Source organism: Streptomyces sp. NPDC048600 (assembly GCF_055587025.1).
The window spans coordinates 101,768-128,341 of record NZ_JBVJGZ010000009.1 but is presented as its reverse complement, the minus strand read 5'-3'; the positions used below and the strand labels follow the sequence as shown (position 1 = coordinate 128,341).

22 protein-coding genes and 1 pseudogene are annotated in these 26,574 nt (G+C 72.1%); 9 read left to right on the top strand and 14 right to left on the bottom strand.

Annotated elements, in window-relative coordinates:
• Positions 1-71 precede the first annotated feature (71 nt).
• Complete coding sequence (locus ACZ6SQ_RS15085; protein ID WP_469561269.1) at positions 72-734, bottom strand: response regulator transcription factor; 663 nt, start codon at positions 732-734, stop codon at positions 72-74.
• 87 nt (positions 735-821) lie between these two features.
• Between ACZ6SQ_RS15085 and ACZ6SQ_RS15080 the strand changes: the two genes are divergently transcribed.
• A complete protein-coding gene (locus ACZ6SQ_RS15080; protein WP_469561267.1) occupies positions 822-2,432 on the top strand; it encodes a DUF1349 domain-containing protein in 1,611 nt (536 codons plus the stop codon).
• Positions 2,433-2,438: 6 nt separating this feature from the next.
• Here ACZ6SQ_RS15080 and ACZ6SQ_RS15075 read toward each other — a convergent pair whose 3' ends face one another.
• The 6 genes and pseudogenes from ACZ6SQ_RS15075 to ACZ6SQ_RS15050 form a co-directional block, all read right to left on the bottom strand.
• Positions 2,439-3,557 (bottom strand): right-handed parallel beta-helix repeat-containing protein, encoded by a 1,119-nt coding sequence (locus tag ACZ6SQ_RS15075; RefSeq protein ID WP_469561264.1) that lies wholly within the window; start codon positions 3,555-3,557, stop codon positions 2,439-2,441.
• Between the two features lie 198 nt (positions 3,558-3,755).
• Positions 3,756-4,967 carry a vWA domain-containing protein gene (locus tag ACZ6SQ_RS15070; protein WP_469561261.1) on the bottom strand — a complete coding sequence of 404 codons (1,212 nt, stop codon included), beginning with the start codon at positions 4,965-4,967 and terminating at the stop codon, positions 3,756-3,758.
• 10 nt (positions 4,968-4,977) lie between these two features.
• On the bottom strand, positions 4,978-6,174 hold the full coding sequence (locus ACZ6SQ_RS15065) for an AAA family ATPase (protein WP_469561259.1): 1,197 nt from the start codon (positions 6,172-6,174) through the stop codon (positions 4,978-4,980).
• Positions 6,171-7,979, bottom strand: a complete 1,809-nt coding sequence (locus ACZ6SQ_RS15060; RefSeq protein ID WP_469561256.1) for an ankyrin repeat domain-containing protein — start codon at positions 7,977-7,979, stop codon at positions 6,171-6,173. Before ACZ6SQ_RS15060 ends, ACZ6SQ_RS15065 begins: the two co-directional genes overlap by 4 nt.
• On the bottom strand, positions 7,976-9,130 hold the full coding sequence (locus ACZ6SQ_RS15055; RefSeq protein ID WP_469561253.1) for a leucine-rich repeat domain-containing protein: 1,155 nt from the start codon (positions 9,128-9,130) through the stop codon (positions 7,976-7,978). The genes ACZ6SQ_RS15060 and ACZ6SQ_RS15055 overlap by 4 nt, the downstream gene beginning before the upstream one ends.
• Positions 9,131-9,187: 57 nt before the next feature.
• Positions 9,188-9,260 (bottom strand): annotated as a pseudogene (locus ACZ6SQ_RS15050).
• A 367-nt stretch (positions 9,261-9,627) separates the two neighbouring features.
• Here ACZ6SQ_RS15050 and ACZ6SQ_RS15045 point away from each other — a divergent pair.
• Together ACZ6SQ_RS15045 and ACZ6SQ_RS15040 are read left to right on the top strand one after the other, a co-directional pair.
• Positions 9,628-10,191 (top strand): dihydrofolate reductase family protein, encoded by a 564-nt coding sequence (locus tag ACZ6SQ_RS15045; RefSeq protein ID WP_469561250.1) that lies wholly within the window; start codon positions 9,628-9,630, stop codon positions 10,189-10,191.
• 114 nt (positions 10,192-10,305) lie between these two features.
• Complete coding sequence (locus ACZ6SQ_RS15040; protein ID WP_469561248.1) at positions 10,306-11,001, top strand: hypothetical protein; 696 nt, start codon at positions 10,306-10,308, stop codon at positions 10,999-11,001.
• On the opposite strand, the gene ACZ6SQ_RS15035 is transcribed toward ACZ6SQ_RS15040, so the two are convergent.
• Positions 10,986-12,428 carry a multicopper oxidase family protein gene (locus tag ACZ6SQ_RS15035; protein WP_469561245.1) on the bottom strand — a complete coding sequence of 481 codons (1,443 nt, stop codon included), beginning with the start codon at positions 12,426-12,428 and terminating at the stop codon, positions 10,986-10,988. The two genes, ACZ6SQ_RS15040 and ACZ6SQ_RS15035, sit on opposite strands and share 16 nt — an antisense overlap.
• Positions 12,429-12,674: 246 nt before the next feature.
• Between ACZ6SQ_RS15035 and ACZ6SQ_RS15030 the strand changes: the two genes are divergently transcribed.
• Positions 12,675-13,166 (top strand): hypothetical protein, encoded by a 492-nt coding sequence (locus ACZ6SQ_RS15030; RefSeq protein ID WP_469561243.1) that lies wholly within the window; start codon positions 12,675-12,677, stop codon positions 13,164-13,166.
• A gap of 74 nt (positions 13,167-13,240) precedes the next feature.
• Here the strand turns inward: ACZ6SQ_RS15030 and ACZ6SQ_RS15025 are convergent, their stop codons facing one another.
• The 3 genes from ACZ6SQ_RS15025 to ACZ6SQ_RS15015 form a co-directional block, all read right to left on the bottom strand.
• Positions 13,241-15,361 carry a cellulase family glycosylhydrolase gene (locus tag ACZ6SQ_RS15025; RefSeq protein ID WP_469561240.1) on the bottom strand — a complete coding sequence of 707 codons (2,121 nt, stop codon included), beginning with the start codon at positions 15,359-15,361 and terminating at the stop codon, positions 13,241-13,243.
• 250 nt (positions 15,362-15,611) lie between these two features.
• The gene (locus tag ACZ6SQ_RS15020) at positions 15,612-17,336 is read right to left on the bottom strand and encodes an acyl-CoA dehydrogenase family protein (protein WP_469561237.1); all 1,725 of its coding nucleotides are present in this window, start codon (positions 17,334-17,336) and stop codon (positions 15,612-15,614) included.
• A 125-nt stretch (positions 17,337-17,461) separates the two neighbouring features.
• A complete protein-coding gene (locus ACZ6SQ_RS15015; RefSeq protein ID WP_469561234.1) occupies positions 17,462-18,019 on the bottom strand; it encodes a PadR family transcriptional regulator in 558 nt (185 codons plus the stop codon).
• 277 nt (positions 18,020-18,296) lie between these two features.
• Here ACZ6SQ_RS15015 and ACZ6SQ_RS15010 point away from each other — a divergent pair, with 277 nt between their 5' ends.
• Positions 18,297-19,184 carry a prohibitin family protein gene (locus ACZ6SQ_RS15010; RefSeq protein ID WP_469561232.1) on the top strand — a complete coding sequence of 296 codons (888 nt, stop codon included), beginning with the start codon at positions 18,297-18,299 and terminating at the stop codon, positions 19,182-19,184.
• Positions 19,185-19,296: 112 nt separating this feature from the next.
• Here the strand turns inward: ACZ6SQ_RS15010 and ACZ6SQ_RS15005 are convergent, their stop codons facing one another.
• Positions 19,297-20,463: a DNA gyrase subunit B gene (locus ACZ6SQ_RS15005; RefSeq protein ID WP_469561230.1), complete on the bottom strand. Its 1,167-nt coding sequence runs from the start codon at positions 20,461-20,463 to the stop codon at positions 19,297-19,299.
• A gap of 247 nt (positions 20,464-20,710) precedes the next feature.
• Here ACZ6SQ_RS15005 and ACZ6SQ_RS15000 point away from each other — a divergent pair, with 247 nt between their 5' ends.
• The 4 genes from ACZ6SQ_RS15000 to ACZ6SQ_RS14985 all read left to right on the top strand — a co-directional run bounded on the left by ACZ6SQ_RS15000 (position 20,711) and on the right by ACZ6SQ_RS14985 (position 25,168).
• On the top strand, positions 20,711-21,937 hold the full coding sequence (locus ACZ6SQ_RS15000; protein WP_469561228.1) for a hypothetical protein: 1,227 nt from the start codon (positions 20,711-20,713) through the stop codon (positions 21,935-21,937).
• Positions 21,938-22,215: 278 nt separating this feature from the next.
• Positions 22,216-22,629, top strand: coding sequence for an Imm10 family immunity protein (locus ACZ6SQ_RS14995; RefSeq protein ID WP_469561226.1), 414 nt, complete (start codon positions 22,216-22,218; stop codon positions 22,627-22,629).
• A gap of 247 nt (positions 22,630-22,876) precedes the next feature.
• Entirely contained in the window at positions 22,877-24,466 is a 1,590-nt protein-coding gene (locus ACZ6SQ_RS14990) for a hypothetical protein (protein ID WP_469561223.1), read from the top strand.
• Between the two features lie 162 nt (positions 24,467-24,628).
• Positions 24,629-25,168: an FG-GAP repeat protein gene (locus ACZ6SQ_RS14985; RefSeq protein WP_469561221.1), complete on the top strand. Its 540-nt coding sequence runs from the start codon at positions 24,629-24,631 to the stop codon at positions 25,166-25,168.
• Here ACZ6SQ_RS14985 and ACZ6SQ_RS14980 read toward each other — a convergent pair.
• Together ACZ6SQ_RS14980 and ACZ6SQ_RS14975 are read right to left on the bottom strand one after the other, a co-directional pair.
• Positions 25,057-25,728: a zf-HC2 domain-containing protein gene (locus ACZ6SQ_RS14980; RefSeq protein WP_469561218.1), complete on the bottom strand. Its 672-nt coding sequence runs from the start codon at positions 25,726-25,728 to the stop codon at positions 25,057-25,059. The genes ACZ6SQ_RS14985 and ACZ6SQ_RS14980 overlap by 112 nt on opposite strands.
• On the bottom strand, positions 25,725-26,300 hold the full coding sequence (locus tag ACZ6SQ_RS14975) for an RNA polymerase sigma factor (protein ID WP_469561215.1): 576 nt from the start codon (positions 26,298-26,300) through the stop codon (positions 25,725-25,727). Before ACZ6SQ_RS14975 ends, ACZ6SQ_RS14980 begins: the two co-directional genes overlap by 4 nt.
• Between the last annotated feature and the right edge of the window lie 274 nt (positions 26,301-26,574).

Below are 26,574 nucleotides of genomic sequence, written 5' to 3'. Positions count from 1 at the left end.
CCGTGCCGCCGTGCCTCGATCCGGCAGCCACTTCCACTCCGCCGTGCCCCGATCCGATCGCCGCTCGCGCATCACGCCGCCCCGATCCGGTAGCCGCCCTCGCGCACCGTGTGGATGACCGGCGGATCGCCGAGCTTGGCGCGCAGACGGCGGATCGTGGTCTTGACCGCCGTGGTGAACGGGTCGGCCGCCTCGTCCCAGACCCGCTCGAGCAGCTCCTCCGTGGAGACCAGCCGACCCTGCTCGGTGAGCAGACACTCCAGGACGGCGAACTCCTTCGGGCTGAGTTCCAGCCGCCGTCCGGCACGTGACACGAGACGGCGGCCGGTGTCCAGGGCCAGATCCCCGCTCTCGAGAACCGGGGGCAGCGCGGTGGTCGGCCGACGGGCAAGTGCCCTGATCCGGGCGACGAGTTCGGCGAAGTCGAACGGCTTCGTCAGGTAGTCGTCGGCGCCCAGGCCGAGGCCGTCGACCCGCTGCCCGACGGTACTGGCCGCGGTCAGCATCAGCACCCGGGTCGCCGGGTGCGCGGCCACGATCCGCCGGCACACCTCGTCGCCGTGGACCACGGGCAGATCCCGGTCCAGGACCACCAGGGCATAGCGCGTGTGTGACAGGCGCTCCAGGGCCTCCGCACCGTCGAGGACGACGTCGACCGCCATGCCCTCCCGGCGCAGGCCTGTCGCGACGGCTCGGGCCAGCACTTCGAAGTCCTCGACGATCAGTACACGCATGGCCTCAGCATGCCATCGCGCCCGGTGTCAGCCCGGTGTCGGCCGGGGCCACCGGGCTGACACCGGCCGCGCCGTAGAACCGCTGCCATGAGCGAACCGACGAAGGGCCCGCCCGGACGACGGCACGATCGTCCGGTACCCGGCGAAGTCACCGAGGCGGAGGGCGTGTACGCGACGACGGAGAGGGCGCGCGCGGCAGGGACCGGGCCGTCACCAAGGGCGTCCTGGGCTGCCCTGCGGGCCGCACGGGGCGGCTGGCTGGCCATCACGGTCTCCGTGCTGGTCATGGGACTGCTGGGAGCGCTGGTGGCGATCGGCAACCGCAGCACGTGCAGCAGGGGAGAGGAGGAGATCGCCTGCCCGACCGCCCCCGTCGGGCCGGACGGCGCGGCGGTCTCCGACCGGTTCTACTTCGTGCACCGGCCGTTGAGCGGAGACGGCAGCATCACGGTCCGGCTGACCTCCATGACCGGCCGGATCAAGGAGCCGCCGCCCCCGGGCACCGAAGGACCGGGCCCGGAACCCGTTCCAGGGCTGGTGCCGTGGGCGAAGGCCGGAGTGATGGTGAAGGACGGTGTGAGGCAGGGCGCCCCTTACGCGGCGGTCATGTACACCGCCGAGCACGGCGTACGGATGCAGCACGACTTCGTCCATGACACCGCCGGTCGACCGGGGAAGGTCTCCGCGGCGCAGCCCCGCTGGCTGCGCCTCACGCGGGCGGGAGACACGCTGACCGGCGAGGAGTCCGCCGACGGAGAACGCTGGACGAGGGTCGGCACCGTGCGGATGGACCTGCCCGAGACCGTGCGGATCGGCATGTTCGCCGCCTCACCGGGCGCCCTCACCAGGGGCGCGGGAACGGAGCTCCGCTTCAGCGAGGTCACCGCCGGCTTCGACCGGGTCAGCCTCGCAGGACCCTGGGAGCGGGACGACATCGGCGTCACGCTGGAGCCGGACGGGGTGACTCCTCATCATCCGGGCGGCGTACGGGAGTCCGGCGGACGGTACTCCGTGACGGGTGTGGGCGACGTCGGGCCGGCGGACAACGACGCCGGGCTGAGGATCGAGAGCGTGCTGATCGGGACCTACGTCCTGATGGTCGCGCTGGTCGTGGTGGCGGTGCGCTCGGTCACGGGCCGACGCCTGCGGGACGACGCCGGGCTCACCCGCGCCCAGCGGCAGAGGGCCCTGACGGCCAGGGCATCGGTGATCGGCGCCGTCGCCTTCGCCGCGGGTCTGCTGGGCGCCCTCATCACACTGATCGTGGCCAAGTGGCTTCTCGGCTCGAACGGCGTTCCCGTCCACACCGTCCCCTGGCAGACCGAGGCGCGGACGGTGGTCGGTACGGCGGTACTGCTGGCGGCGGCCGCGGTCCTCGCCCTCGGCCTCGGCGCGTCCGTCCGGCGCGCCGTGCCGGCGGTCGTCGTCGCTCTGGCCCTGCTGATCGTGCCCGACGTGCTCGCGGTCTCGGGTGTCCTGCCGACCCATGTGTCCCAGTGGCTGCTGCGGGTGACGCCGGCAGCGGGCTTCGCCGTTCGGCAGAGCGTGCCGGACTACGCCCATGTGACCGGGGCGGGGCTTCCGCAGGAGGGCTACTACCCGCTCGCTCCCTGGCCGGGTGTGGCGGTCTCCTGCGCGTTCGCCGTTGCGGCCCTCGGCTGGGCGCTCCGGCGCAGGTCGCGCGTGACGGACAGGTGAGGGGCATCAGGAGCAGACGGGGGCGTCGTCGACCACGTTGCTGGTGACGTCGTCGAAGACGTTCCCTGTGGAGGCCGCCAGGCACGCACGGTGGCTGTAGACGCCGTACTGCATGCCGGCGAAGGTGTTGCCGGTGACGTCGGCACGGATGGGCTGGTCGAGTTCGACTCCGCTCTTGTCGGTGTATCCGATGCCGTGGACGTTGTTGCCGGAGATGACCAGGCCGGTCACGGCGTTGAGCGGGCCGCCTTCTACGCCGAGGGCGAGGATGCCGCAGGTGAGGCGGGTCCCGCTGATGTCGTTGTCGCGGATTCTGATGTCTTCGGCGGCGGCGTTCTGGATGCCGGCGTAGACGATGCCGGGGAGAACGCCGGTGCCGAAGGCGGAGCCCGCACGGATGATGTTGTCGTGGATGTCGATGTGCGCGAGGTGGTCGTCGGGGGAGTTCGGCTCGATGTCGATCGGGCCGGGCATGCCGGAGCGGGTGCAGTCGGTGAAGGTGTTCCCGAAGACCTCGACCGTGTCCCCCGTGACGATGGAGACGCCGTTGCGGTTGTCGTGACGGGCCCGGAAGGAGTTGCCGGGCCCGATCCTGGTGTTGACCGAGGTGCCCACATTGACGTAGACGCCGTCGCCGATGATGTCGACGAACCGGCAATTTCTGACCACGGTGCCGGACAGCGCGCCCTGAATCCGGACGCAATGCCTGTGCTGGGACCAAGTCGAGCCCTGACGGGAGGAGTTGCCGTCGAACCTGAGGCCGTCGAGCGTGACGCCGGGTCCGTTCACCTTGAGGATCTCGTCGGACTGCCAGGACGTGGTCGTCGAGTCGTCCGGGAATCTGAGGGTGGAGCCGTTGCCCTGGACGGTGCAGTGCGCGGGGATCGCCAGCGACTTCACGGTGTAGGTCCTGCCCGCCGGGAAGACCAGCGTCTTGCCGCGCGCCGCCTTCGCCGCCTCCTCGGGCGAGGAGTGGTCCGCCACGAACACCGTGCCGTCGGCGCCTCGAGCGCACTGGCCCGGCGGACAGTACCGGGCCGGGGCGCACGCTCCGGCCAGGGGCAGCGCCAGCAGCGCCAGCATCGACCGCCGGGACAGCCGGCTCCGCTCGGAGAACACCTCCACGTGCGACCTCCGGTGAGGAGACAACCCTGGGGAGATGCGATCACGATCTCGCCGGTTTGCCGGAGAGGCGCGAGCGAATGCGGCGTTGTCGCCCGCAGTGCGGTGGCGGGATGCCCAGGGGGCCGACACTGCCGGCCCTCGAACGTCCGCCCTCCTCTGCCCGGAGGTCCGGCAACGCGTCGTGCACCGACCGGTCGATCAGCGGGGCGGAGTGATCCGTACGGTCTCCGCCCAGGCGGGCGGCTGCGGGGCGTCCTCGCCGATCAGCGCCACGATGAGCCGGCAGGACACGGGCTCCGCGGGCCAGGGCGTGTACCCGTCGGTGAGGACGACGACGATCTGCGGGGGTTCGGGCGCGGCGAGCGCGGTACGGATGCCCACGGTCATGTCCGTCCCGCCGCCGCCCGCGAGTTCGACCTCGGACACGGCCGACACCCGGGCGACGGCCTGTACGTCGGCGTCGCACGCGAGGACTGCGACCCGGTTGCCGCCGATGCCCACCTCGCGCAGCACACCGGACACCTCGGCCAGCGCGGCGGCCAGGTCGTCGTCGCCCATCGAGCCGGAGGTGTCGACGACGATCGCCACGCGCGGCAGCGGCCGGCGCAGACTGGGAAGGACCACGCGGCCGCCCAGGGCGGGGGTGCGGCGCGAGGGGCGGCGATAGGTGTAGTCGACGGCGCCGCCCGCCCAGGCGGCGGCCTCGCGGACGGCTCCGGTCAGCGCCTTGCGCCAGTCGACGGTGGGCTCCAGGACCTCCTCCGCCCAGCGCCTCCAGCCCGCCGGTACCGATCCCCGGGAGCGCTGGTGGGCGCGGACGGCCTGGGCGGTCTGCCGGCGCAGCGCCTCGGCCTCGACGGGGCCGAGCCCGGCCACACCGTCGCCGCCGCTCCGTCCCAGGTCCCAGGGCGCGGGCACACCGTGCGCGCCGGACCCGCAGTCCACGTGGTGCGGGGGAGAGGGCGGGATGCCGGGCAGGTAGCCCTCGAAGAGACCGCCCTCGGGCAGCCCGAACAGGCGCGGCTCCATCCGTCCTTCGGGCAGCCGCAGCCCGTCGGAGAGGAGGTCGTCGTTGATCTCGCAGTCCTGGGCGATGTTCACCCGCAGCCGGTCGCGCTGGTCGGCCGCAGGCAGTTGGTCCGCCCGGCCGTGATGGTCGCGCAGCAGGTGCGCGGCCTCGTGGATCCACACCCCGGCCAGGTCCTCGACGTCGGTGGCCTCGACGAACTCCGGCGCGACGTAGCAGCGCCAGTACCGGTCGACGGCCATGGTGCGCACCTGCCGGGAGGCCACGACGGTGAGCGCGTACAGGGCGGAGGCCAGGTACGGGCGTGCCTCGGCCGCCTTGTAGCGGGCGGCCAGCAGCTTGGCGCGGTCCAGTTCCCCGGCCGGGCTCCCGGTGGCGGTCACGGGCGGCCGGTCAGCGCGCGCCCGGCAGGGCGCCCGCCAGCTGGAGCAGTTCCAGGAAGGCGTCGATGCCCGGCGGGATCGGCCAGTCCGGCTCGCGCATCACGGCGAGGTCGCGGGCGGCCCGCGCGGCCACGTCCGGCACCCCGGCCTCCACGGCCTTGGCGAGGACCTCCCAGCCCGCCTCCCAGCGGGGCAGGGTGGGCTCGCCCTGCACGGCGGCGACCACGGCGATGAGGAACGCCAGCTGCCGGTCACCGCGCTCGGGCAGCGCGAAGGCGGACGGGTCGGCGAGCACCCGGTCGGGGTCCGGCAGGTCGAGGTTCTCCAGGTACGACAGCAGCTCGATGCCCGCGGCGTCGCCGACCGCGCCCGTCACGGCGGCGGCCTGCGCCTCGTGTCCGGCACCGGAGGCGTAACCGGCGGCGAGCAGCCGCAGCGCCATCTCCCAGGTGCGTGGCGAGGGCCAGGCGCGGCCGCGGCCCTCGGTCTCCTTCGGCATGTGGTGCACCAGACCGGGCCGGGCGGTGAGGAAGCCGGAGATCACACCGCGGGCGCGGGCCACCGCGCCGGGCGCCCGCGCCGGGTCCACCGTGGGCAGCACGGTCTCGGGCCAGGTGCCGGCCATGCCGCGGGCCACGGTGCGCGGGTCGTGCGTCCAGTCGAGGTGGACGAAGCGGTTGGCGAGCGGCGGGGTGAGGTGCCAGCCGTCGGCCGCGCTGGAGGGCGGGTTGGCGGCGGCGACGATCCGTACCGACTCGGGCAGGACCAGGCTGCCGACCCGGCGTTCCAGGACGACGCGCAGCAGGGCGGCCTGCACGGCGGGCGGCGCCGAGGACAACTCGTCGAAGAACAGCAGCCCGTGGCCGGTACGGGCCAGACGCACGGCCCAGTCCGGCGGGGCCATCGGCACACCCGAGGCGGCCGGGTCGTCGCCCACGATCGGCAGTCCGGCGAAGTCCGACGGCTCGTGGACGCTGGCGACGACCGTCTCCAGGCGGACGCCGAGAGCGTCGGCGAGCTGTTCCATGCCGGCGGACTTGCCGATGCCCGGCTCACCCCACAGCAGGACGGGCTGATTGGCCGTCACCGCCAGTGCGAGCGCCTCCAGTTGGGTGTTGCCTGCCGACTCGCTGCGGGTGACGCGCAGCCGGGCGTTGAGCGCGTCGGCCGCAGCGAGGGCCGCGGGCACGGCGGGGGAAGTGGTCATGCGTGCGGGTCCTCGTCCTCGGGAGGCGGCATGTCGTCCTCGTCCCAGTCGGGTTCGGAGTCCCGCTCGCTCATGTAGTCGTCGAACCAATCGGAGCCGATGCCGGGGTGTTCGTCGAGCACACGGCGGCGCAGGAACATCAGGTCGGTGCGCTCGTAGCGGCGCACGACCTGGGCGAGGGACAGCTCCATCTCGTCGATCACGTCGATGCGGGCACCGGCGGCGATGAAGTCCTTGACCAGAGCGGCCGATCCGCCGCTGTGGACGGCGTTCTGCAGCGGTGTGCGGTCCGTCTTGTCGTGCGCCTCCAGGTCCAGCCCGGCGGCCAGCAGCCGCGGCAGCAGCTCACGGTGGTCGAGCAGATGCAGGAGGTGGAGCAGACCGCGTCCCCGGCCGTCGCGCACATGTGGGTCCGTACCGGCGTCGAGCAGGTCCAGCACGGCGGCGGTGTCCCCGTGCTGGATGTGCAGGAACAGCTCGCGCCGCTGGTCGCGCAGCCCGCGCGGCAGCCGTCCCTCGCCGCTGGTCCAGGCGTGCCGGACGGCGAAGCAGCCGGTCACCTTCCCGCCGAAGGCGCGCAGGGCGAGTTCGCGCTGCTGCTCCTGCTGGGAGTGCGGGATGTCCAGGGCGCCGTCCCGGGAGACGACCTCGTGCCAGTCCCGGCCGCAGCGGACCCGGACCGGTGCGGGCACCGCCGGGCCGGACGGACCGACGGCGGGCCCGGACTTCGGGAACAGGGCGGCGGAGACCAGCGGGTGCAGCTCATCGGGCCGGACCCGGCCGCCGAGCAGCAGCCCGACGTCGGGCAGCCGCTGCCAGACGTACGAGGGCAGCATCGGGACGTCGTCCTCCTGGTCCCGGTCCCGTCCGCTGACACGCACACCCGCGATCTCGGCCTCGCCGGGGGCGAGTTCGAACCGCAGATGGCCCTGCCAGCCGACAGGGAGGCGGAACACCGGGCCGCGTCCGGCGCGTTCGAGGAGCCGGATCTCCGCGGCCGTGCGGGAGAGGTCGGGGGAGACGCGGGTGACCAGCTCGGCCACGTCGAGATCCCGGTAGGAACGAGGGCCCCGGGGCGGTGTGGTGAGGTCGAGGTCGAGCCCGGCCGCCGCGTACGCCTCGACATGGGCGCCACGGGACTGGAGCACGGCGACCCACTCGGCGTGGGCGGCCGGGTCGTTGTCGCCCGGGTCCTCGGCCGGCAGCTCCTCCGGAGTGAGCGGGGTGCCGTCCGGGCGCAGAAACGGCAGCCGCTCGCAGCCCACCGGGCCCGCGCTGTAGCGGAGTTCGCCGGTGCGGCGGGCGTCCCAGAAGCGCCGGGCCGCCGTCCAGTCCTCGGTGGTGTACGTCAGCCCGTGCAGCCGGTCCTTCCCGGGCGGTACGGCGGGCCCGAAGTGCAGGCGCAGCCGCTGGGGCCCTTCCAGCATCGGGGTCGTAGTCACCGACAGCACCGGGCCGAGGGTGCCGTAGGAGGCGAGGACGACCCGCCGGGCGGGGGTGAGTGTGGTGTGGCCGCCGAGGACGCGCGGCAGATGCCAGCGCAGCAGGTCCGGGGCCAGATGGAGCAGGTCGTCAGCGACGCGGGCCGCGACCTCGGGGCCGTACTCGTCGGCGACGCGTTCCGGGTCGAGACCGGCGGGCACGTCCAGCGCGGCCACGGCGCAGGCGGCGCGCCAGTCACCGGCCAGCCGTGCCTGCGTGGCGGCCTCGATCATCCGGCGCGGGACGGCGTAACGGCGGACGCGGGCCCAGGCGGAGGCGTCGTCGGGCGAGAGGGCCGCGGGTGACACCGGCTGCGGGTTCATCGGTACAGGCTGCCTATCGCGCGTACGTCGGGGTGGGTGGGCCGGGCGGGGCACAGTCGTTCGGTGAACGACCGCTTGACCCGGCGCGGCAGGCCGGGGCCGAGACCGACGTACTCGAGGCGGTGCCCGTCGGGCAGGGCGGCGAGCAGGGTCTTGGCGCCGCGCCCCGTGATGCCGGTGTGGCGCAGTTCGAGGCGGCGCAGCGGGCTGCCCGGCAGCGCGGTGGCCAGGGCGTGGGCGCCCTCGTCGCCGGTGGCGTTGCCGGGGGCGCCGAGGCTGCGCTCGGACATGGCCCGGCCGAGGTCGAGGGTCTCGATGCCGTCGAGCGCGTCGGCGAGGGCGCGGGCCCCGTCGGGGCCGATGCCGTTGCCACCGAGGCCGAGCCGGACGGGCCGCGCCACGTCCGTCGCGGCGGCCAGCACGGCGGTGCCCTCGTCGCCGAGGTGGTTGGCCGTCAGGTACAGCTCGCGGACACCGGCGTCCCGGACGAGGGCGGCGAGCAGCGGCGCGTCGGCGGGGGTGAGTCCGTTGCCGCCGATGAAGAGGCGTTCGAGCGGGGCGTCCCGGTCGAGCAGGGCGTCCAGCAGGTGCCTTACGCCCGCGCCACCGAGGCCGGTGTTGAAGAGGTCGAGCGTGCGCAGGCCGGTGTTGCGGCGCAGCAGCCCGGCGAGGGCGCGGGCCCCGGCCTCTCCGACGGGGTTGCGCTTGAGCCACAGGGCACGCGGCGCGCTGTCGTCGGTGAGCGCCGCGGCGAGGGCGTCCACGCCGTCCGGGCCGATGCGGTTGCAGCCGAGGTAGAGGGTGCGGATGCCGTGCGAATCGCCACCGTCACGGGCCGCCACCAGCGCGTCGGCCAACGAGCGGACACCGGCGTCGCCCAGGGAGTTGGTGCCCAGCAGCAGATGCGCGGCGTGCGGGGAGGTGGCGGCGACGGACAGCAGCCGGGCGGCGCCCTCGGGGCCGAGCCCCTGCTTGCACAGATCCACGCGGCCGTCGGCGCGCAGGGTGCCGAGCGGGAAGGTCTCGTCGTCGGTCACGGGCCGTGCGTCGCCCAGGCGGGCCACCAGGGGGCCGAGCGCCGCCGGGTCGGCGAGCGGCAGGTCCGGGTGCTCGATCGCGGGGCAGCGTACGGGCGTTGTCGGCTGGTTCATCACCACTCCACCGGTCCTGCGCCGGTGCCCGGCGTCCGCGTCGACATCAAGTAGACGCAAGACCGGTCGGATTCGAACCGACGTCCTCCAGCTCGATGCGTGGGCGCGACGACCTCTGCGCTACGGCCTTGCTGCGGAGGATCATAACCACACCGGCCTTCGAATGTGGGGCTGGGGTTCACGGGAGGCGTCGACGATCCCGCCCGCAGGCCGGCGGTACGCGCCTGGACACGCCCGCCGAACCAGCCCCGCCCTGGGCCGCCCTGCCGCTTTCTGCCGCGAGACCCGCGTGCCGCCACCGGCATCCCGGTCCGGCGTCGGCGACAGCCGTACGATCGGGTCGCCTGGACCGCCCACGACCGAGGAGTCCTCGACCCGCGAACGGTCACCGACCATGACGGATCAGCTCGCAAAAGATAGGAGATCCCGATGCCTGGCCCGAGGGTGAACCTCTTCACGATCACCGTCCGCCGCTCCGCCGCTCCGAGCGTGACGTCATGCTGATCTACTCGATGAGCGTCTCGGTGGACGGCTTCGTCACCGACCGCGAGGGCGACTTCGGTTGGACGGCCCCCAGTGAGGACCTGTTCGGCTTCCACATCGAGCAGGTCCGTGGACTCGGCGCCTATCTGTGCGGCCGCAGGCTCTACGAGTCCATGCTCCCGTGGGAGACGGATCCCTCGATGCGCGACGGCGAACGCAGGGCCGAGTTCGCCGACATCTGGGCCGCGCTCCCGAAGGTCGTCTTCAGCCGCACGCTCGACAGCGTCGAGGGCAACGCCAGGCTCGCCCGGACGTCGGTGACCGAGGAGGTCGGCGCGGCACTCGACGCGACCGACAAGGACGTCTCGATCGGCGGCGCCGCCCTGGCCGCGTCGGCGATCGAACTGGGCCTGGTCGACGAACTGCGCATGTTCCGCTACCCGATCGCGGTCGGCGGCGGCACTCCGTACCTGCCCCCGGTCACCGAGGCCATCCGGCTGGACCTCGTCGAGACCAGGACGTTCGGCGCACGTGTGATCTTCGAGCGCTACAGGTACGTCCGCGACAGGCCGGACTGACCCGGCCGCCGCCCCGGGGTGCATCCGGCCGTGAGCGCGGGTCTGGACGGGCCCGAAAGGCCCGGCGGCCGGCGGCCGCCCGTCGATGTCAGTGGCGTCCTCTTGGATGGGCCCATGACCGTGTACGACGTAGCCCGCCGGCTTCCCGACATCCCCGACCTCCGGGACCTCTGCCGCTCGCTCGCGATGCTCGACGCGATCCTGAGCCCGGAGTGGGAGAACCGGTACTACTCCTTCGACGCCGCATGGGGCGAGGGCGAGGAGAAGGCCTCGATGCGCAACGGTTCGGGGGACGAGTACTCCATCGTGTTCTCCCCCGCCGGGGCCTACATCCGCAGCTTCGGCCATGAGTCGCCGATGAGCCCGTACGGACACGACGGCGAGCCCTGGCCCGGAGTGATCGACGAGGTTCCCGAGGTCTTCAAGGCTCTCGTCGAGGAGCCGGCGTTCACGGACGAGTACGGTGTGCCCGTCGTGACGGCCTGCCTGTGGCGGCGGAGGACGGACGACCGGTGGAGACACGGCACGATCGACTTTCCGTCGGGCCATCCCGACTGCGATGCCGCCACGAGCCTGTTCCACCTCCTCGTCGACCGCTCGCCCGAGGCGTTCCGGCGCTTCGCCGAGGACTACTACGAGGTGTCCGTGGACCTGGCGGCGGTGAGTGCCGTGTACGCCCTGCGGCCGCTCGACCAGGAACTCCTGTCGTCGCTGAACAAAGAGGTCACCCTGGCGGAGCTGGCCCGGGACATCTCCGAGATCGGCTATCCGCAGGTCAACGGCAGTCGACATGTCTACCCGTCGGCCTGATCGACGTACTCGACGGTCTGCATCATGCCCAGGTCCTCGTGGTGGAGTTGATGGCAGTGGGCGACGGCGCGGCCGGTGAAGTCCTCGTACCTGACCAGGAAGGTGGCGGAGTCGCCGGGCTCGCCGCCGGCCAGGCCGATGGTGTCGTGCCAGACCGGCGGGTCCAGCCGTTCGCCGTTGCGGTGGGTGAGGAGCAGCTGGTTGGTGTGCAGATGGAAGGGATGGTTGAACGCCGGCACGGTCTCGTCGGTGCGGACGGTCCAGCGTTCGACGGTGCCGAGGCGCAGAGTGTGGTTGGTGAAGCCGGGATCGAACAGCCCGTAGGCGGGGTCGCGGGTGAGGTCGCCGTCTGGGTCCGCCGCGGGGGTCGCGTGGGTGCCGAGCATGCGCATGGCGTTGGGGAACGCCCCGGGGAAGACGCCGGGGTCGGCGTGGAAGACGACTTCCCGGTCCGCGTCGGGGCCGGTGACGTCGTTCTCGTCGAGGAACGGCCTGCCCGGCGGCAGCGAGACCGGCAGCTCCATCGGCGGCTCGACGGGCTCACCCGCGACCTCGATCGTCATCAGCGGCCCGGGCACCGAGAAGGCGCGCAGCTCGTACCTGCCGGGCGCGTCGGCGCGGACCAGGACGTCGGCGCGGTTGCCCATGGTCATCTCCATGAGGTTCCGGGCGACGGGTGCGGAGAAGGTGACGCCGTCCTGCGCGATCTGGTGCATCGTCGGGCGGCCGGGGTCGGCGGTGATGTGAAGACGCAGGGCGTTGAACGCGGTCGCGGCGACCAGCCGCCACCGTTGCACCTCGCCGGGGCGCATCCGGATGGTGGGGTTGACGGTTCCGTTGACCGTGAAGGTGGAGGGAACGCCGGTCACCCAGTTGCCCGACGTGAAGGCGGGGACCCTGCCGTCCTTGAACTTGAGTTCGTTGACGCAGACGACGACGTCGGCGGCCTGCCTGATCTCCGGGACCTCGTCCACGTCGCCTTCGACGATGATCACCCCGGCCATGCCGCCGACGATCTGCTCGGCGGTGGATCCGTGCAGATGAGGGTGGTACCAGTACGTACCCGCGGGGTGGTCGGCCGGCACGTGAATGGCCGTCACGTACTGCGGCTCCGTAACGCCCGCAGTGACCTCGTCGGCGGTGCGCGGGGCGAATTCGCGCAGGACGTTGTCGGCCGATCCGGACGGGGAGACGTGCATCCCGTGGGTGTGCAGGTTGAAGCTGTTGGGGTGGTGCGGGGCGTGGGGGTCGTCGCTGTGGGGCGGGTTGGGCGGCAGGCCGTTGACATGCGTCAGGTACAGGGTGTCCCCGCCGCGCACCCGCAGCGTCGGCCCGGGGATCGCCCCGTTGTAGGTACGGGTGGTGACCCGGCCGTGGCCCGGGATGTCGACGTCTGTGAAACGGACGTCGAGCGTCTGCTCGGTCACCGACCACGTCCCGGCGGGTCCTGGTCGTGATGCCGTGACGGGCGGTTGCGGAAAGGCCGTCGGCACGGCCGCCGCGCGTTGCCCGGCCAGGATGCCGCCGGGCACCGCCACGAGGCCGGCGACGGGGATGGCCTTCAGTACCTGCCGACGACTGATTCCGCCGTTTTCTCCCATAACTGGGCAATTTAGATCAGTCCGGTCAAGGCCCATGGGCGGCACACCGTGGCGGCTGTCTACGCTCGCGGCATGCGGCGCAGCGATGTGACGCGGGACGACGGTACGTGGCTGGGGCTGGCCCTGGACGTACGGGACCGTCCCCGGCCGGGGCTGTGCGTGTTCAGCACCGGCGCGGCACCCCTGCCGCCCTCCCGGTCGGCACGGCCCGCGGCGCTCGCCTTCGTCGAAGGGCAGCACGAGGGCGTGGAGTTCTGGCGGACCGACGGGTACCGCTCCTTCGTCCCGCCCTTGCGCGCCGACAGGGGCCGCGCGCTGGCGGGCAGCCCGGAGCGGTGGGCTCACCGCTGCGCGCAGTACCTCATCGACTCGCCGGACAGCCCCTTGAACGACGGCCGGTGGCTGCTCTCGTGCGAGAGCCCGCGCCGACGCCGGCGCCACGCCGACGCACCGCATGCGAAGTACTGGGGCTCGATGCTCGTCTACGGCCATCGGAACGGATACATCTACTGGTTCCTCCATTCCCATGGACGGGAGGTACTTCCGAGCGGATTTCGCCGGTGACCGGCCCCTGAACCGCACCGCCCCGGTCGGCGGTCCCACCGGTGTGTGCAGCGGTGGGGCCGCCGAAGGGGTGATCAGGCCGGGGGAGTGCCCCAGGCCAGGGTGGTGCCGGTGTAGGCGGGTACGGCCGGGGCGTCGGAGTAGGAGGGGGACGTCGTGCGGCTGTAGTCGTTCGTCTCGTCGAAGTTCGTCCAGTCCGCCTTGCTCATCCGCAGCTGGATGTCACCGCTGTCACCACCGGCGGGCACCGAGCCCCCGGAGAAGGTCACCTCCAGGTACGCGTCCGCGCCCGTCACCGGTGACGGCAGCGGTACGACTCTCAGCTTCACCTGGCCGCAGCCGACCACGGCGTAGTCGCACCAGGCGTTGACGGCGGCCGAACCGTCACGCGTGAAGTAGTACCGCATCGAGACGGTGGTGAGGCCGACGGCGGAGGAGCTGGTGTTGACCAGCCGCAACGAGTGCCGGACGGCGTTGTCCGTCGCGGATGTGTCGTCGTTCTTGGACCGCACCTTCACGGCTCCGGTCGGTGTCCCTGACGACGACGTGGTCACCGTCAGGGCGGCCGAGGCCGGTGAGACATTGCCCGCCGCGTCCCGGGCGCGCACGGTGTACTGGTACGCCGTGGCAGGGGTGAGCCCGGAGTCCGTCCAGGTCGTGGCGGCCACCGGCGTGGCCGTCACCTTGGCCGAGCCCCGGTAGACGTCGTACCCGGTGACGCGGACGTTGTCGGTGGACGGCGTCCAGGACAGCGTGGCGCCGGTCGAGGTCACGGCACTGCTCGTCAGCCCCGTCGGAGCGGTCGGGGCCTGTGTGTCCGTCGGGTCGCCGGGGCCGCCGCCGTGGACATCGCTGACACTGATGCCGGTGGTGCTTGCGGCGCCGCCGAGCGGAACCTCGTGGTCGAGACTGACGAACTTGCCGCCGTGCTGCCACAGGGCAGGCTTGAGCAGGGCGTACTTCGCCTCGTCCCAGGTCTTCCAGTCGTTCAGCAACAGGCCGCCGGTGTCACCGGAGTTGGGGTTGAGGCACCAGAACGTCTGGTGGATACGGTTCTCCGTGATGAGGTCGCGCAGCGCCGTCATCCACTTCTGGTTGGGGCCGTTGTCGAGGAAGCCGCCCCATTCGCCGATCAGCAGCGGCGCCTTGTTCTCCTTGTGGAGATAGAGCCAGTTGGGATCCCAGACGTCGCGTTCGAGCGTCGTACGGTTCCAGTCGCCGGTGAACCAGGGCTGCTGGAAGACGAGAGGGCCGTAGTCGTGCGGCGAGTAGACCAGTTGGTCGTTCTGCGCGCCGAGATCGACGGGATGGTCGCGCACTCCGCGCAGGTTGCCGCCCCACCAGGTCGAGTGGAAGTCGGTCGGGGTCGTGGACGTCCAGCTCACGCCCGGCTTGGGGTAGATCTCGATGCCCTCGCAGAGCACCAGCAGGTTCGGGTTGACGGCGAGCATGCGCCTGCCGGCGTTTTCGCAGGCGTACTTGAAGTTGTCCTGGTCCGTCGAGCCGTCCCACTTGGCGCGCGGACTGGTGTTGGCGGTGCCGTGCGGTTCGTTCTTCACGTCCACGGCGACGACGGTGTCGTCGTTCTTGTACCGGGCCGCCACCCATTCCCACGCCGTGTAGAAGTCCGCGGTGGTGACGGTGCCCTTCCACCACACCGGGTACACATGGCCGGAGTTGTCCGCCTCGGCGCTGTGCACGTCGAGCAGGACCTTGATGCCGTACTGCTTGCACAGCGCGAGCCAGTGGTCGAAGACCTGGAGGGAGGTCATGCCGGTGAGTTCGGGGTTGGCGTAGGTGTTGACGCCGCTGGGCACGGTGGCCTGGCCGGCCTTCCACTCCAGCAGCAGCTGCGTGGAGAGGGGAACGCGGACGATGTTGATGCCCCGGTCGGCCATGGACCGGGTGACCTCGGTGAGGTTCGCGGACCACAGTCCGTGGAAGACCCGTTCCGTCGCGTTGAAGCCGAACCAGTTGACGCCGGTGAGCCAGACCTCGTCGCCGTTCGCGTCGACGATCTTGTTGCCCTGTGTGTGCAGCCAGTCGTCGCCGGGGGCGGCAGCGGCGGCATTGGTGGCGGCCGAACCGGCGGGGGCGGCGACGGGCGGAGCCGCCGTTCCCGCGGACCCCCAGGCCGTGGGAGCCGTCGCTGACAGCAGCCCGGCGGCCAGTGCCGCGGCGAGCAGGGATCTCACGCGCCGGAGCGGGCCGCGAAGTCGGCTCCGACCTGGTGACTGTCCCACGGTGTGCCCTTCTGTCGTCTGGCAGGAACGAGCGGCACGTGCGGTTTGGGAGCGCTCCCATTCTTGCGCAGTTCATGAAGCCAGGCGCCTGACGCGCTGTCAACCGTTGTGACAGAAGCGGCTGTTCGCGGCAGCCGGCACCTCGCGGAGCACGGCGACGGTCGCCGTACTCCGCGAGATGCCTACGGTTTCGCCTCGGACCTCAGGGCGTCATCTCGTACGCGCCCGACAGGGCCTCGACGCGCTGCCAGACGCGCTCCGAACGTGCCTCGTCGACGACCGGGCGCCGGACCGCGCCGAGTGCCCAAGCCTGCTGCTCCTCGGTCGCGGAGTCCTTGCCGTGCAACTCGACCGCGTGCGCGGAGAAGTCCCGCACGAGGACGGCGAACAGCTCGTCGAGGACGCCCTCGTCGATGCCCGCCAGTGCCGCCTGCTCGAGGACCAGTTGTCCGTGCACGACGAGCGCGAACAGCTGCCCGACGGCGAGGAGCAGGTCGAGGTCCCGGCTCTGCTTCTCGTCGGGCGCCGCCGTGCGGACGAACTCGCAGAGCGCGTCGGCCTGTTCGCGGAAGCGGGCGACGTTGGCGAGGTGGGCGTACCCGTCGAAGGCCGGCCGCCAGTCGTGGAAACGTACCGAGCCGAGGCCACGGGCGGGCCCCTGCCGGAAGAGGAAGTCGTCGTCGGCCGCGTCGAGGCGCGTCGGGACGGGCTCGTACGCGACCGGGTCGAGCAGGTGGTTGCGCATGAACTTGAGGATCAGCGCCAGGTTGACGTGCACGGTGCCCTCGAGCTTCGGCAGGCCGCGGATCTCGACGGCGGCCTGCGCGAAGTAGTTGTCCTTCTCGAAGCCCTTGGCGGCGATGACGTCCCACATCAGGTCGATGACCTTCTCGCCCTCGGTGGTCACCTTCATCTTCGTCATGGGGTTGAAGAGGAGGTAACGGCGGTCGTCGGGGCCCGCGGTGCGGAAGTAGTCGACGGCGCGGTCGCTGAACAGCTTCATGCCGACGAGCCGGACGTACGCGTCGGCCAACTCGCGCCGCACGTGCGGGAAGGCGGTGACCGGACGGCCGTAGAGGATGCGGTTCTGGGCGTGGGTGACGGCCTCGTACATCGCGTGCTCGCAGATGCCGATCGAGGCGGTGCACAGGTTGAACTTGCCCACGTTGACGGTGTTGAGGGCGGCGTCGAAGGCGGCGCGGCCGGTGTGCAGCACGTCCTCGGCGGCGACCGGGTAGTCCTCCAGGCGGAACTCGCTGACGTACTTGGAGGAGTCGACGACGTTCTTCACCAGGTGGTAGTTCGCGTGACGGCTGTCGGCGGCGAAGAAGACGTAGCCGTCGGGGCCCTCGATGTCCGTGCGGCGGCCGAAGACGGAGACGAGCCCGGCGGCGTTGCCGTTGCCGATGTAGTACTTGGAGCCGGTCGCCCGGAAACCGCCCGAGCCGTCGGGCTCCAGCAGCATGTCGGTGGAGTAGATGTCGGCTCCGTGGGCCTTCTCGGACAGGCCGAAGGCGAACACCTCACCCTGGGACAGCAGTTCCGCGGCGCGGGCCCGGGCGGCGGGGTTGTCGCTCTGCCAGACGGGGCCGAGACCGAGGATCGTGACCTGCCAGGCGTACCAGTAGTCCAGGCCGTAGAAGCCGAGGATCTCGTTGAGCGCGGCTATACGGGCGGTGTCCCAGCGCTTGTCGCCCTCGCCCTCCCCGGCGGCGGAGGCGGGCGTGAGGAACGTCGCGAAGAGCCCCTCCTCGGCGGCGAAGGCGAGGAAGTCGCCGAGCCAGGCGCGGGTCCGGTAGTCCTCGATCAGCTGTCGCTTGCCCCGCTCCTCGAACCAGTCGACGGTGGCACGCAGCAGCCTGCGGGTCTCCGGGTCGAAGTGCGCGGGGTCGTACGTCCGCGGGTTGAAGAGCAGCGCGTCGGTCATGGGTGCCGCCTTTCGGCTGGGAGGGGGTGAGGGTGGGTCCGGGCAAGGGGCCCGGGGCCTGCTCGATGGCCGGTGGGTGGTGATCGATGCTCAGTGCTCAGCGATCGCTGATCGGTGGTCTGTGATCACTGACCGCTACCGAAGCCGGCGAGTGTGGCGAGGACGTCGTCGAGCCAGGCGATCATCATGCGTTCGTAGGCGATGCCGCCGCGCAGGACGACGTGCTGGAGTTCCCGCTCGGCGTCGGGCGGACCGTCCGCCGCGGGTTCCCCGAAGTCGCGGGCCTCGCCCGCGAGGTAGTGGGCGAGACGGTCCGTGTGAGCCTGCCGGTGCCGCTCGACCTCGCCGATCAGCGCGGCCGGATCGTCGAAGGCCGCGCCCCGGACCTTCACCGCCAGGTCGTGCCGCACACTCTCGGGTTCGGTCGGTTCGTGGAGCCACGCGGAGAGCGCGTCCCTTCCGGGCCCGGCGACGGAGTACTCCTTCTTGTCCGGGCGCCCGTACTGCGGAACGTCCCGGACGTCGACCCAGCCGTCGGTCTCCATGCGCTTGAGGACGCGGTAGATCTGCTGGTGGGTGGCGTTCCAGAAGTACCCGATGGACCGCTCGAAGCGCCGGGCCAGCTCATAGCCGGAGCCCGGCTTCTCCAGCAGGGACACGAGGATCGCGTGGTCGAGCGCCATGCTCCCGATCCTCCTATGCACCTCGTTGCATAGCAACCGGGGCGTGGTGAGACACGGCTCACCTGGCGTGGGTCGCGTGGGTGGTCGGCGGTGGTGGTGAGCGGCGCCGAGGACGGTCGGCGCCGAGGACGGTCGGCGGTGAACTGACGGGCGGCGCGGGGACCCGAGGGCGGCGAGACCCATCCCCCGTACGGCCCGTGCACCAGGGCCGGTTAGCATGCGCTGCGCGCTGCCCCGAGGGCGGTGCGGGGGTTCGTTTCCGAGGGGGAGAAACACTGTGTTCGTACTGTCCGTACTGCTGCTCGTCGCGGCGGTCGTGCTCTTCTTCGTCGGCCGCGGCGGCAGCGCCGGCGGCTGGCGGATCGGGGCGGTGCTCAGCGGCCTGGGAGGCGTGCTCGCCGGCGTCTTCGCCTGTGTCCATGTCGTGAGCGCCTACGAGGTCGGCGTGCCCGTGACGTTCGGGAAGATCGGCTCGCCGCTCTCCTCCGGCGTCCACTTCACGTCGCCGTTCACCGACATCACGCCGTTCTCCACCCGCCCGGTGGACCTCAACCTGAACGACAAGGACGTCGTCGAGGTCCGTTCCTCCCAGGGCGGGGTGCTCTACGCCGACGTCACCGTCAAGTGGTCCGTGGTGCCCGGCAAGGCCGTCGCGCTGTACCGGCTGGCGGGCAGCGAGGAGGCCATCCAGGAGCGTCTGGTGCTGGCGGACAGCCGTGAGGTCATCCGCAACGTCTTCGCCAAGCACACCAGCGAGGAGGGCTACGCCTCCGCCCGTGAGCAGATCGGCGCGGAGATCGAGTCCCTCATCAAGGAGCGCCTGGCCCCGCGCGGGATCGACGTCACGGCCGTCAACCTGCGCAATGTGCGGCCTTCGAAGAAGCTCCAGGAGCAGATCGACAAGAAGATCCAGCAGGAGCAGGCCACCGAACGGGCCGTCGAGGCGTCGCGCACCGCCAAGGCGCAGGCCGAGCGCAAGCGGATCGAGGCGGAGGGCACGGCCCGTGCCAACAAGATCATCGAGCAGTCGCTCAGCGACAAGGTGCTCTACAACCAGTGCCTGGAGGCGTACAGGGAGGCCGCGAAGGCTCACCCGGTGTACGCGGTGCCGTGCGGCACGAACGCCAACGGCACGCCGGTGATCGTCGACAGCACCAAGAACTAGCCGCGGTCATCTGCGTGGAGCACGGTCGGGCCGCTGGATCGTCGTGATCCGGCTGCCCGACCGGGACCGGCAGCGCGGTCGTACGGCGTCCTGCCCGGCCGCCCGCAGTCGTTCAGTCCTGTCGGCCCGCCCGGAGGAGCCGGCCGACGAACTCCGTGGCCTGCTCGGGGTGTTCCTCGAACCAGTCGGCGAGGTGCTCGCGGACGGCCTCGGCGACACAGGGCCGGACATCGGAGTTGCCCAACTGCCCCCGTGTGGAACCCTGGAACGAGGGCTGGTCGAGCTCGACCGACACAACTGCCGTGAGGCCGTCGGTGATCCGGTCGGCGTCGGGACCGGGGTCCCCTGCCGCGAGCAGGCGCTGTTCACGTGCGTACGCGGTGACGGCGGCCGCCACTCCGTCGCGGAAGCCGTCCAGATGCGTGCCGCCCTCGGGAGTGGCCCGGCTGTTGGCGAAGCCGCGCACCCGTCCCTCGCGGGAACCGCTCCACAGGAGGGCCACTTCCATGCGCCCCGCCATCCGCGGGTCCTCGCGCTCGAAACCGATGACCTCAGGATCCAGAACCGCCCCTGTCCCGGCGGCGAGGGCGGCCACGAAGTCCCGTACTCCGTCCGGGAATCGGAACCGCACCGCCCGCGTACCGCCCGGCGGCCGCTCGTCGGTCAGAGAGATCCCCAGGCCCCCGTTGAGGAAGGCGAGCTGTCGGAAGCGCTCCGCCAGAACGGCGAACGAGCACCGCGTCGTCTCGAAGATCTCGGAGTCGGGCCAGAAGGCGATGGTCGTCCCGTGTCCGCTCGCGGGTCCCGCGGCGGCGGTCGAGCTGACGGCGACGCCTCGCGCGTGCTCCTGGACCCGGCGCTCTCCCGCATACCGCACCTCGGCCGTCAGCCGGCTCGACAGGGCGTTGGCGACGAAGAGGTCCGTACCGATACCCACATGCGCGACGCGGCGGTCAACCGGTGGGCGGCACCCCATGTGCAAGGTGGTCAGCAGCGCTTCGAGGCCCGGGCCGACGGAGTCCGCCGCGGCTTCGAATGAACCGCCCCGCGCGTCGTCGGTGACCCGCACGCCGCCGTCGGGCGTGAGTGTGACGTCGATCGAGTCGCCGCCCTCGGCCAGGATCTGGTTCACCGCCCGGCCGACGACCGCGAACACCAGCTCATGCAGCCCGCGTTCGCCGGTGGAACCGACATACATCCCGGGCCGTTTCCGAACGGCTTCCCACCCCTCCAGCACCTCGATCCGGGCAGCGTCGTACCCCGTGCCTTCCCCACTCACGAAGACCCCTCCCATGGCGTCCGGTAGTTGCCCTCAGCCTAGGCCGAAACCGAGAAAACACCAGGTCAAAGCGGTTTCGCCAAAGCTGTGGACGGCCACTGGCCGACCTGCCGCCCCAGGGCTCCCGAACCGGCCCGAGAGAGGGCACGGGTGCCTGCCGAAGCGGCGGACGACCCCTTCCTGAGTGCCCCTCGGGCCTCCAATTCGGATGGCGGGTGCGTAGCCGGACAGGGCAGGGTGCCGGGTGATGAGTGACGAGGACGAGATGGTCTACGCCCGCTCCGATTCCGCCGAGGGGCTGCTGCAACGGGGCCGGGGGCTGGGCGCGGTGCGGGTGTTGCGGGATCCGTGGGGATCCGCCGCGTTCGTGTACGACGGGATCCGCCGTGACTGGCGGTGGGACGGGACCGACGATCGGTCGCTGTACCTGGCGCGGCTGGTTCAGGATCTGAAGCTCTCGCTCGCACCGGTCGTGGACCAGCTGACGAGCGACGAGGAAGCCTGCATGCGGGCCTGCGAGGTGCTGGAGCTGCTGGCTCTCGCGGGGTCCGACGAGGCCAGGGACGGGCTTCGGGCGTACGTCGGCAAGGGCGAGCACTGGGTGGAGGTGCTCGAGTCGGTGGCGGCCGACTGGCCGGTGCCGTGGTGGGAGGACCTCGGTGACGTGGCGCGCGCTCGGATCGGCGCCGAAGCCGAGCTTCCGTGGTCGTCCGAGCCGTGGACGCGGTTCGGGATCGAGGTGCGGAGCCGTCCGAGCGCCCCGCGGCCGTCCCTGGCCGGGCTGGGCACCGCGGAGCTGCTCGCCCTGCTCGCCGAGACCCGCACCGAAGTCGCCACGAAGGTCGACGCGTTGAGAGCGCTGAACGGCCGAGAGCCCGCCGCCGAGGAACTGATCCCGCTGGTTCCCTCGTTGGGGACCTCGGACGGCCGTCGCCCCCTGCCGCGGCTCAGGCGAGCCGTCGAACGCCTCGGCGCCCTCGCCGTACCGGCGGCACGCACCTGGGCGCGGGACGACTGCACCTGGCTGGCCGAGCTGGGTACGGACGTCCTCGCCGATCACCGCGGCCCCGAGGCCCTGCCCGGTCTCGTGGCGGAACTCGCCGGACAGTGGGAGGCACGGACCTGGTGCGGACCCGACCGCACGGCCCGGAGTCTGGCCCGGTTCGGGTCCGACGCCGCCCGCGCGGTGCCCTACCTGCGGCGCTTCTGGCTGCACACCCCGCACTCGTACGAGCGCGTCGCCTACCTGGAAGCACTGACCGCCATCGACCGCGACGGCCTGGACTACGTGTTCACCGAGTCCCTCTGGGACTGCGAGGAGGGTTCCCGACTGCTCGGGATCGCCTCGGCACCCGCCAACTCGGATGTGCTGGACCGGATCGCCGTACTGCGCGACGACCCGATGGAGACACCGGAGGTCCGCTCCGCGGCCCAGGCCCGGCTGGTCCCCCTTCCCAGCCGGCATCCGTCCTGAGCCGCGTCTGGTAGGGCAGGCGTGGCCCCGCGGCGGTGAAGGGGACCGGCGGGTTGTCGCCGGTCCCACTGTCGCCGGGTGTTGAAGTGACCGGCCGACGGTCACTCACCCCGTCGGGATCCGCTCGGCGGCGGTGCTCGCACAGCGGGCTCGGTCAGCCGAGGCAGCATCGCCGGGTGCGGCGCCGTGCTCGGGTGGTGAACACGTGCGGGCTGCCGTCGTTCGGTCTCGCGTCAGGGGTCGCGCCGATTGTCGGTCCCTACTGGTAGAACCCGTTCATGACCTACAGATTCACCGCACGGATCGCCTGCGGGTTCGACGACCGGGACGCAGACAACTGCCTGATGGCGGGCGTGGCCGAGGCGGACGACGACGAGGCGTTCTCCCTGATGTTCATGTGCGACTTCGACGAGCCCGATGCGCAGGAAGGGTCTCCGGGCATGGGCACCCATTGCCTCGTCACCCGCGACCAGGGCACCGCCTACGGCTGTGTCCGCGAAGTGGAGTTGAGCGGCGATGTGCTGCGAGTGACCGTGGATCCGCGGGCGTTGGAGGATCTCGGCCTGACCGATCCCGTGGTCGAGGCCTTGCTCCGCGCGCCGCAGGAGGACGTGGCGCGGATGCGTGAAGTACTGTCGCGGATCCTGGCGTACGGCCGCCCGGAGTCCCGCCCGAGCAGGGTCGGGGTGTGACGCGTACGGCATCGGCCAGGGGGTGAGCAGACGCCTGCGCACAACACACCGCAAGCGGTGAGCGTGACCCTCTTCCGGCCTGAGGGGTTGCGGTACGGTCGGGTGCCGGTTCGTCTCGGTGCGCATGCCTCGTGATCCGATCCCGATCCCGATCGCGTACTCGGACGAGCCGATTCCCTCGGAAGACCGCGGGAAGGAAGCGGCCGGGCGCCTGGCAGACTGTGCGCCACCTTGGGGGGAGAACGTCGTGCCGGATGAGCTGACCGTCCGCCGGATACTCGGGGACCAGCCTTTCGCCGAGATCGGCCGGCCCGTGTGGGCGGTGACCGACACTCGTCACGGCTGCGTCATCGCGGCCGGTGACCTCGGTTACGTCAGCTGGCGCGGCAGCGGCCAGTGGCTCAGCCACCGGATCGGCGTGTACGAGGCCGACACCCTGCTCCCGCGGCATGTCATCGCCTCCCGCCACTCCGTGTGTGCCATCGAGCCCCACCCCGAGCTGCCCCTCGTCGCCGTCGGCACCGGCCGCTACGACGGCTCGTGGGACTTCGAGGGGCAGCTGCTCCTGCTGCACCTCGAGACCGGGCAGGTGACGGACCTGCTGAGCAAGAGCCGCCAAGTGCGCCACCTGCGCTGGCTGGAGGACGGCAGGCTCGCGATGCTGCTCTCCCCCGAGGACAAGGACGGCGGCTTCCACAAGGGCTTCGAGCTGGCCGTCGCGGCGGACGACTGGCTGTCCGCCCCGGCCGGTCTGGTCGACCCCCGCGACGCACGCCACCCGATGGTCGAGAGCGGGCTCCTTCACGATCCGCAGGTGGAGGACGTACTCGCGCGGTTGACGGAAGGCCGGTGGCGGCGGCGGGGAGAGGTGCGGGACCTCGCGTTGCCGGCCGACGGCCGGGTGCTCGCCACCGGCCGGCACACGGACCTCGAATGCTGGGATCCGTCGGGCGCGCTGAAGTGGGCCCTGCCTGCGGACGGGGAGGGCAGCGTCCGGGTCGAGGCCGCCCCGGACGGTGAGTCGGCGTGGGTGACGTACCAGGGCTACCGGCGCGACGAGGCGACAGGCCGACTGGTCGACCGCGCGACCACTGTCCGGCGGATATCGACGGCCGACGGTGGCGCACTCGACGACGTGGACGTGCCGTCGGCCCCCGCACTGTGCGCCGCGGACGACGGCTGGCTCGCCCTGCGCCCGCAGGGCCGCGACGCGGACACCGCGCTGCTGTTCGCCCCCACGCACCAGGAGGCGGCACCCCTCGGCCTCGCCCCCAGCCGCTCCAACTCCCCGGCCCTGCGCGTCAGACACAGCGCCCGCCTGCTGTACGTGGACGGCCCCGGCCCGGACGACGACGCGCCGTGGATCCACGCGATCGATCCTCCGGGCGCCCACGGTCCCGCCACGCTGCGCCCCCTCTTCCCCTTGCGCTGGGACCCGGAGTCCGCACTCCAGCCCTGGGCCGGCCCCGCCGTCGAGCTGACCGACACCCTCGTCCACGCGGGCCGGTCGTACGAACGGGGCGCCAGCTACATGGACTCCCGTGAGGGCACGTACGTGGTGAGCCGCCGACTGTCGGACGGAGAGGCGCGCTGGGTGTACGTCACCGACCAACCGCTCGCCGATCTCGACGGCGACGAACGGAGCTTGTACGTCGTGTATGTCACCGGCGAGGTGGAGACCCTGGACACGGCGACGGGCGAGGTGCGAGCCCGGCACACCCTGCGCGCACACGGCCACCCGGTCACGCCGGTGTCCGCCGCGTACCGGGCGGAGCAACAGCGGCTGGTCGTGGGGACGGTGGACGGGCGGATCCTGGACTGCTCGGTCCCGGACTGACCGACGAGGGACCGCAGGAAGACGCAGCCGTCGTCTGCCGAAGTCCCGCCCCGCACAACCCTTCACCCCGCTCCCGGGTCCAACAGGTGCCGGCGGGGACGGGCGCCTCGCCGGGCTGCGCCGCTTCGCGCCCGGCCGTACCGCGATCCCGGGAGTCGCACCGTGCGCGAGAAGCGACCCGCAGGCGAAGTCAGAACGAGGAAAGTCAGAACGAGCCGCACTGCCGCCACGGCCGCCGCAGCAGTGCTGCTGACACTCGCCGCCGCGACCGGCGCGACGACCACAGCCGGCGCCGCCGCCCCCGCGCCCATCACCCACGACGACTTCAACAGCGACGGCTACCGCGACCTCGTCGTCTCCGCCCCCGGCGGCACCGTCAGCGGGCAGAAGAGCGCCGGGTACGTCGCCGTTCTGTACGGCTCGGCGACAGGCGCCTCCACCTCCCGGCGGGCGACTTCCAGCATGAGCACCCCGTGCTGTTCGGCTCGGCGACCGGGCTGCACGCCGCCGACAGCCGATGGCTGCGGGAGGTCACCCCGGTGGCGGGCAACCGCTTCGGGACGGGACTGGCCGCCGGGCCCGTGTGGCGCTCAGCCCGCCGGGAAGCGCGCCGTGGCCAGCACGCTCCCGTCCGCGGCCACCAGACGGGCGCCGGTCACCGTACGGGGATCGACGTCGGCCGGTCCTCCCCAGTGCCCGTAGCCGTCCTCGAGCGGGAAGGAGCCCACCGAGGCCGTCGACCCGTCGGCGTGCACGAGCAGACACCGCACCTGTCCCCGGCCGCCTTCGCCGAGATCGACGGACATGTACACCCAGCCCTCGTCACCGGCGTGCGCGTAGACGCGGCCCACCTCGGCGCCGTCGGCGATCAGGGCCGCCTCCCGGAGTTCCGGCGCGGCCGACTGCGAGGCTGCCGGAGGAGCGCCCTGCACCGCCGTACCGATGGCCCACCCGCCGAAACCACAGGCCACGGCCGTGGCGACGGCGGCCGCCGCCAGCCGCAGCCGGTGCCGGCGGCGCTTCGGCGCGGGCGTCAGGCCCAGCGCCGAGGTCACCCGGCTCTCGAAACCGACCGGCGGCTCGGCGCCCGGCAGCAGCGCCAGCAGCCCGTCGCCGACCGCCGTCAGCCGCTCGACCTGCTCCCGGCACTCCGGGCAGTGGTCCAGATGAGCGACCGCCTCGGCCCGCTCGCGGGCGGGCAGCACCCCGAGCGCCAGTTCGGCGGCGCGCTCCCGCACCTGGCCGCACTCCACGCCGCTCACCGCCTCTCCTCCGCTTCCAGAAGGGCTCGTACCTTGAGCGTTCCGGTCCGGATCCTGGTCTTCGCCGTGCCCAGCGGAACGTCCTCGGCGGCCGCGACCTCCCGCGCCGTCATCCCGTAGATCCCCGCCATCACCAGGGCCCGCGCCTGTTCGCGGGGCAGCGCCGCCACCGCCCGCCGGACGCGCTCGGCACTGTCGTCGGCGAGCGCCAGCCGCTCGGGGGTCTCGGTCACGATGCCGAGCAGCGCGTCCAGGTCCTGCGAGGCGACCGGGCTCGCCCGCCGGGCCCGTACCGTGTCGATCGCCAGGTTGTGCGCGATGGCCGTCAGCCAGGCCCGCACCGAGCCGCGCCGGGGGTCGTACATCTGCGCGTGCCGCCAGGCCCGCTCGAACGTCTGCTGCGCGACGTCCTCGGCGAGCTGCGGATCGCCGAGCACGGTGAGGGCCACACCGAAGACCGTGCGCTGGAAACGGCGCACGAACGCGACTGCGAGCTCGGGATCGTCCGTCGTCAGTCCGGCGAGCAGCGTCTCGTCGGGCAGCCGCCCGCGGGAAACGCCCATGCGCCACATGACAGGTATACGTTCTACGGCCCGGAAGGGATTGCCCGGCTCCGGACGGCTCCGGACGGGTCCGGTCCGGCCCGATGCAGATGGATCGCCCTACGCCGATTGTCCTCCCGCTTCCGGCCGCGCGAGCCCCGGGACGCAAACCTCGCGGACGAGGGCTGGCGCGGGGGGGGCGGGGGAGGGCGGGTCCCCGCCCCCGCCCGCCCCCACACCCCAGCCGAGCGGGTCCCTACCCCCTTCCACAGGGGCGACCCCTAGGACCCACAACCCACCCCCC

Coding starts and splice junctions, on each gene's coding strand:
- ACZ6SQ_RS15065 (WP_469561259.1), bottom strand. CDS start 6,174: ATGACCACTTCCCCCGCCGTGCCCGCGGCCCTCGCTGCGGCCGACGCG.
- ACZ6SQ_RS15080 (WP_469561267.1), top strand. CDS start 822: ATGAGCGAACCGACGAAGGGCCCGCCCGGACGACGGCACGATCGTCCG.
- ACZ6SQ_RS15055 (WP_469561253.1), bottom strand. CDS start 9,130: ATGAACCAGCCGACAACGCCCGTACGCTGCCCCGCGATCGAGCACCCG.
- ACZ6SQ_RS15000 (WP_469561228.1), top strand. CDS start 20,711: ATGAGTGACGAGGACGAGATGGTCTACGCCCGCTCCGATTCCGCCGAG.
- ACZ6SQ_RS15085 (WP_469561269.1), bottom strand. CDS start 734: ATGCGTGTACTGATCGTCGAGGACTTCGAAGTGCTGGCCCGAGCCGTC.
- ACZ6SQ_RS15015 (WP_469561234.1), bottom strand. CDS start 18,019: ATGGCGCTCGACCACGCGATCCTCGTGTCCCTGCTGGAGAAGCCGGGC.
- ACZ6SQ_RS15040 (WP_469561248.1), top strand. CDS start 10,306: ATGACCGTGTACGACGTAGCCCGCCGGCTTCCCGACATCCCCGACCTC.
- ACZ6SQ_RS14995 (WP_469561226.1), top strand. CDS start 22,216: ATGACCTACAGATTCACCGCACGGATCGCCTGCGGGTTCGACGACCGG.
- ACZ6SQ_RS14975 (WP_469561215.1), bottom strand. CDS start 26,300: ATGTGGCGCATGGGCGTTTCCCGCGGGCGGCTGCCCGACGAGACGCTG.
- ACZ6SQ_RS15045 (WP_469561250.1), top strand. CDS start 9,628: ATGCTGATCTACTCGATGAGCGTCTCGGTGGACGGCTTCGTCACCGAC.
- ACZ6SQ_RS15030 (WP_469561243.1), top strand. CDS start 12,675: ATGCGGCGCAGCGATGTGACGCGGGACGACGGTACGTGGCTGGGGCTG.
- ACZ6SQ_RS15020 (WP_469561237.1), bottom strand. CDS start 17,336: ATGACCGACGCGCTGCTCTTCAACCCGCGGACGTACGACCCCGCGCAC.
- ACZ6SQ_RS15060 (WP_469561256.1), bottom strand. CDS start 7,979: ATGAACCCGCAGCCGGTGTCACCCGCGGCCCTCTCGCCCGACGACGCC.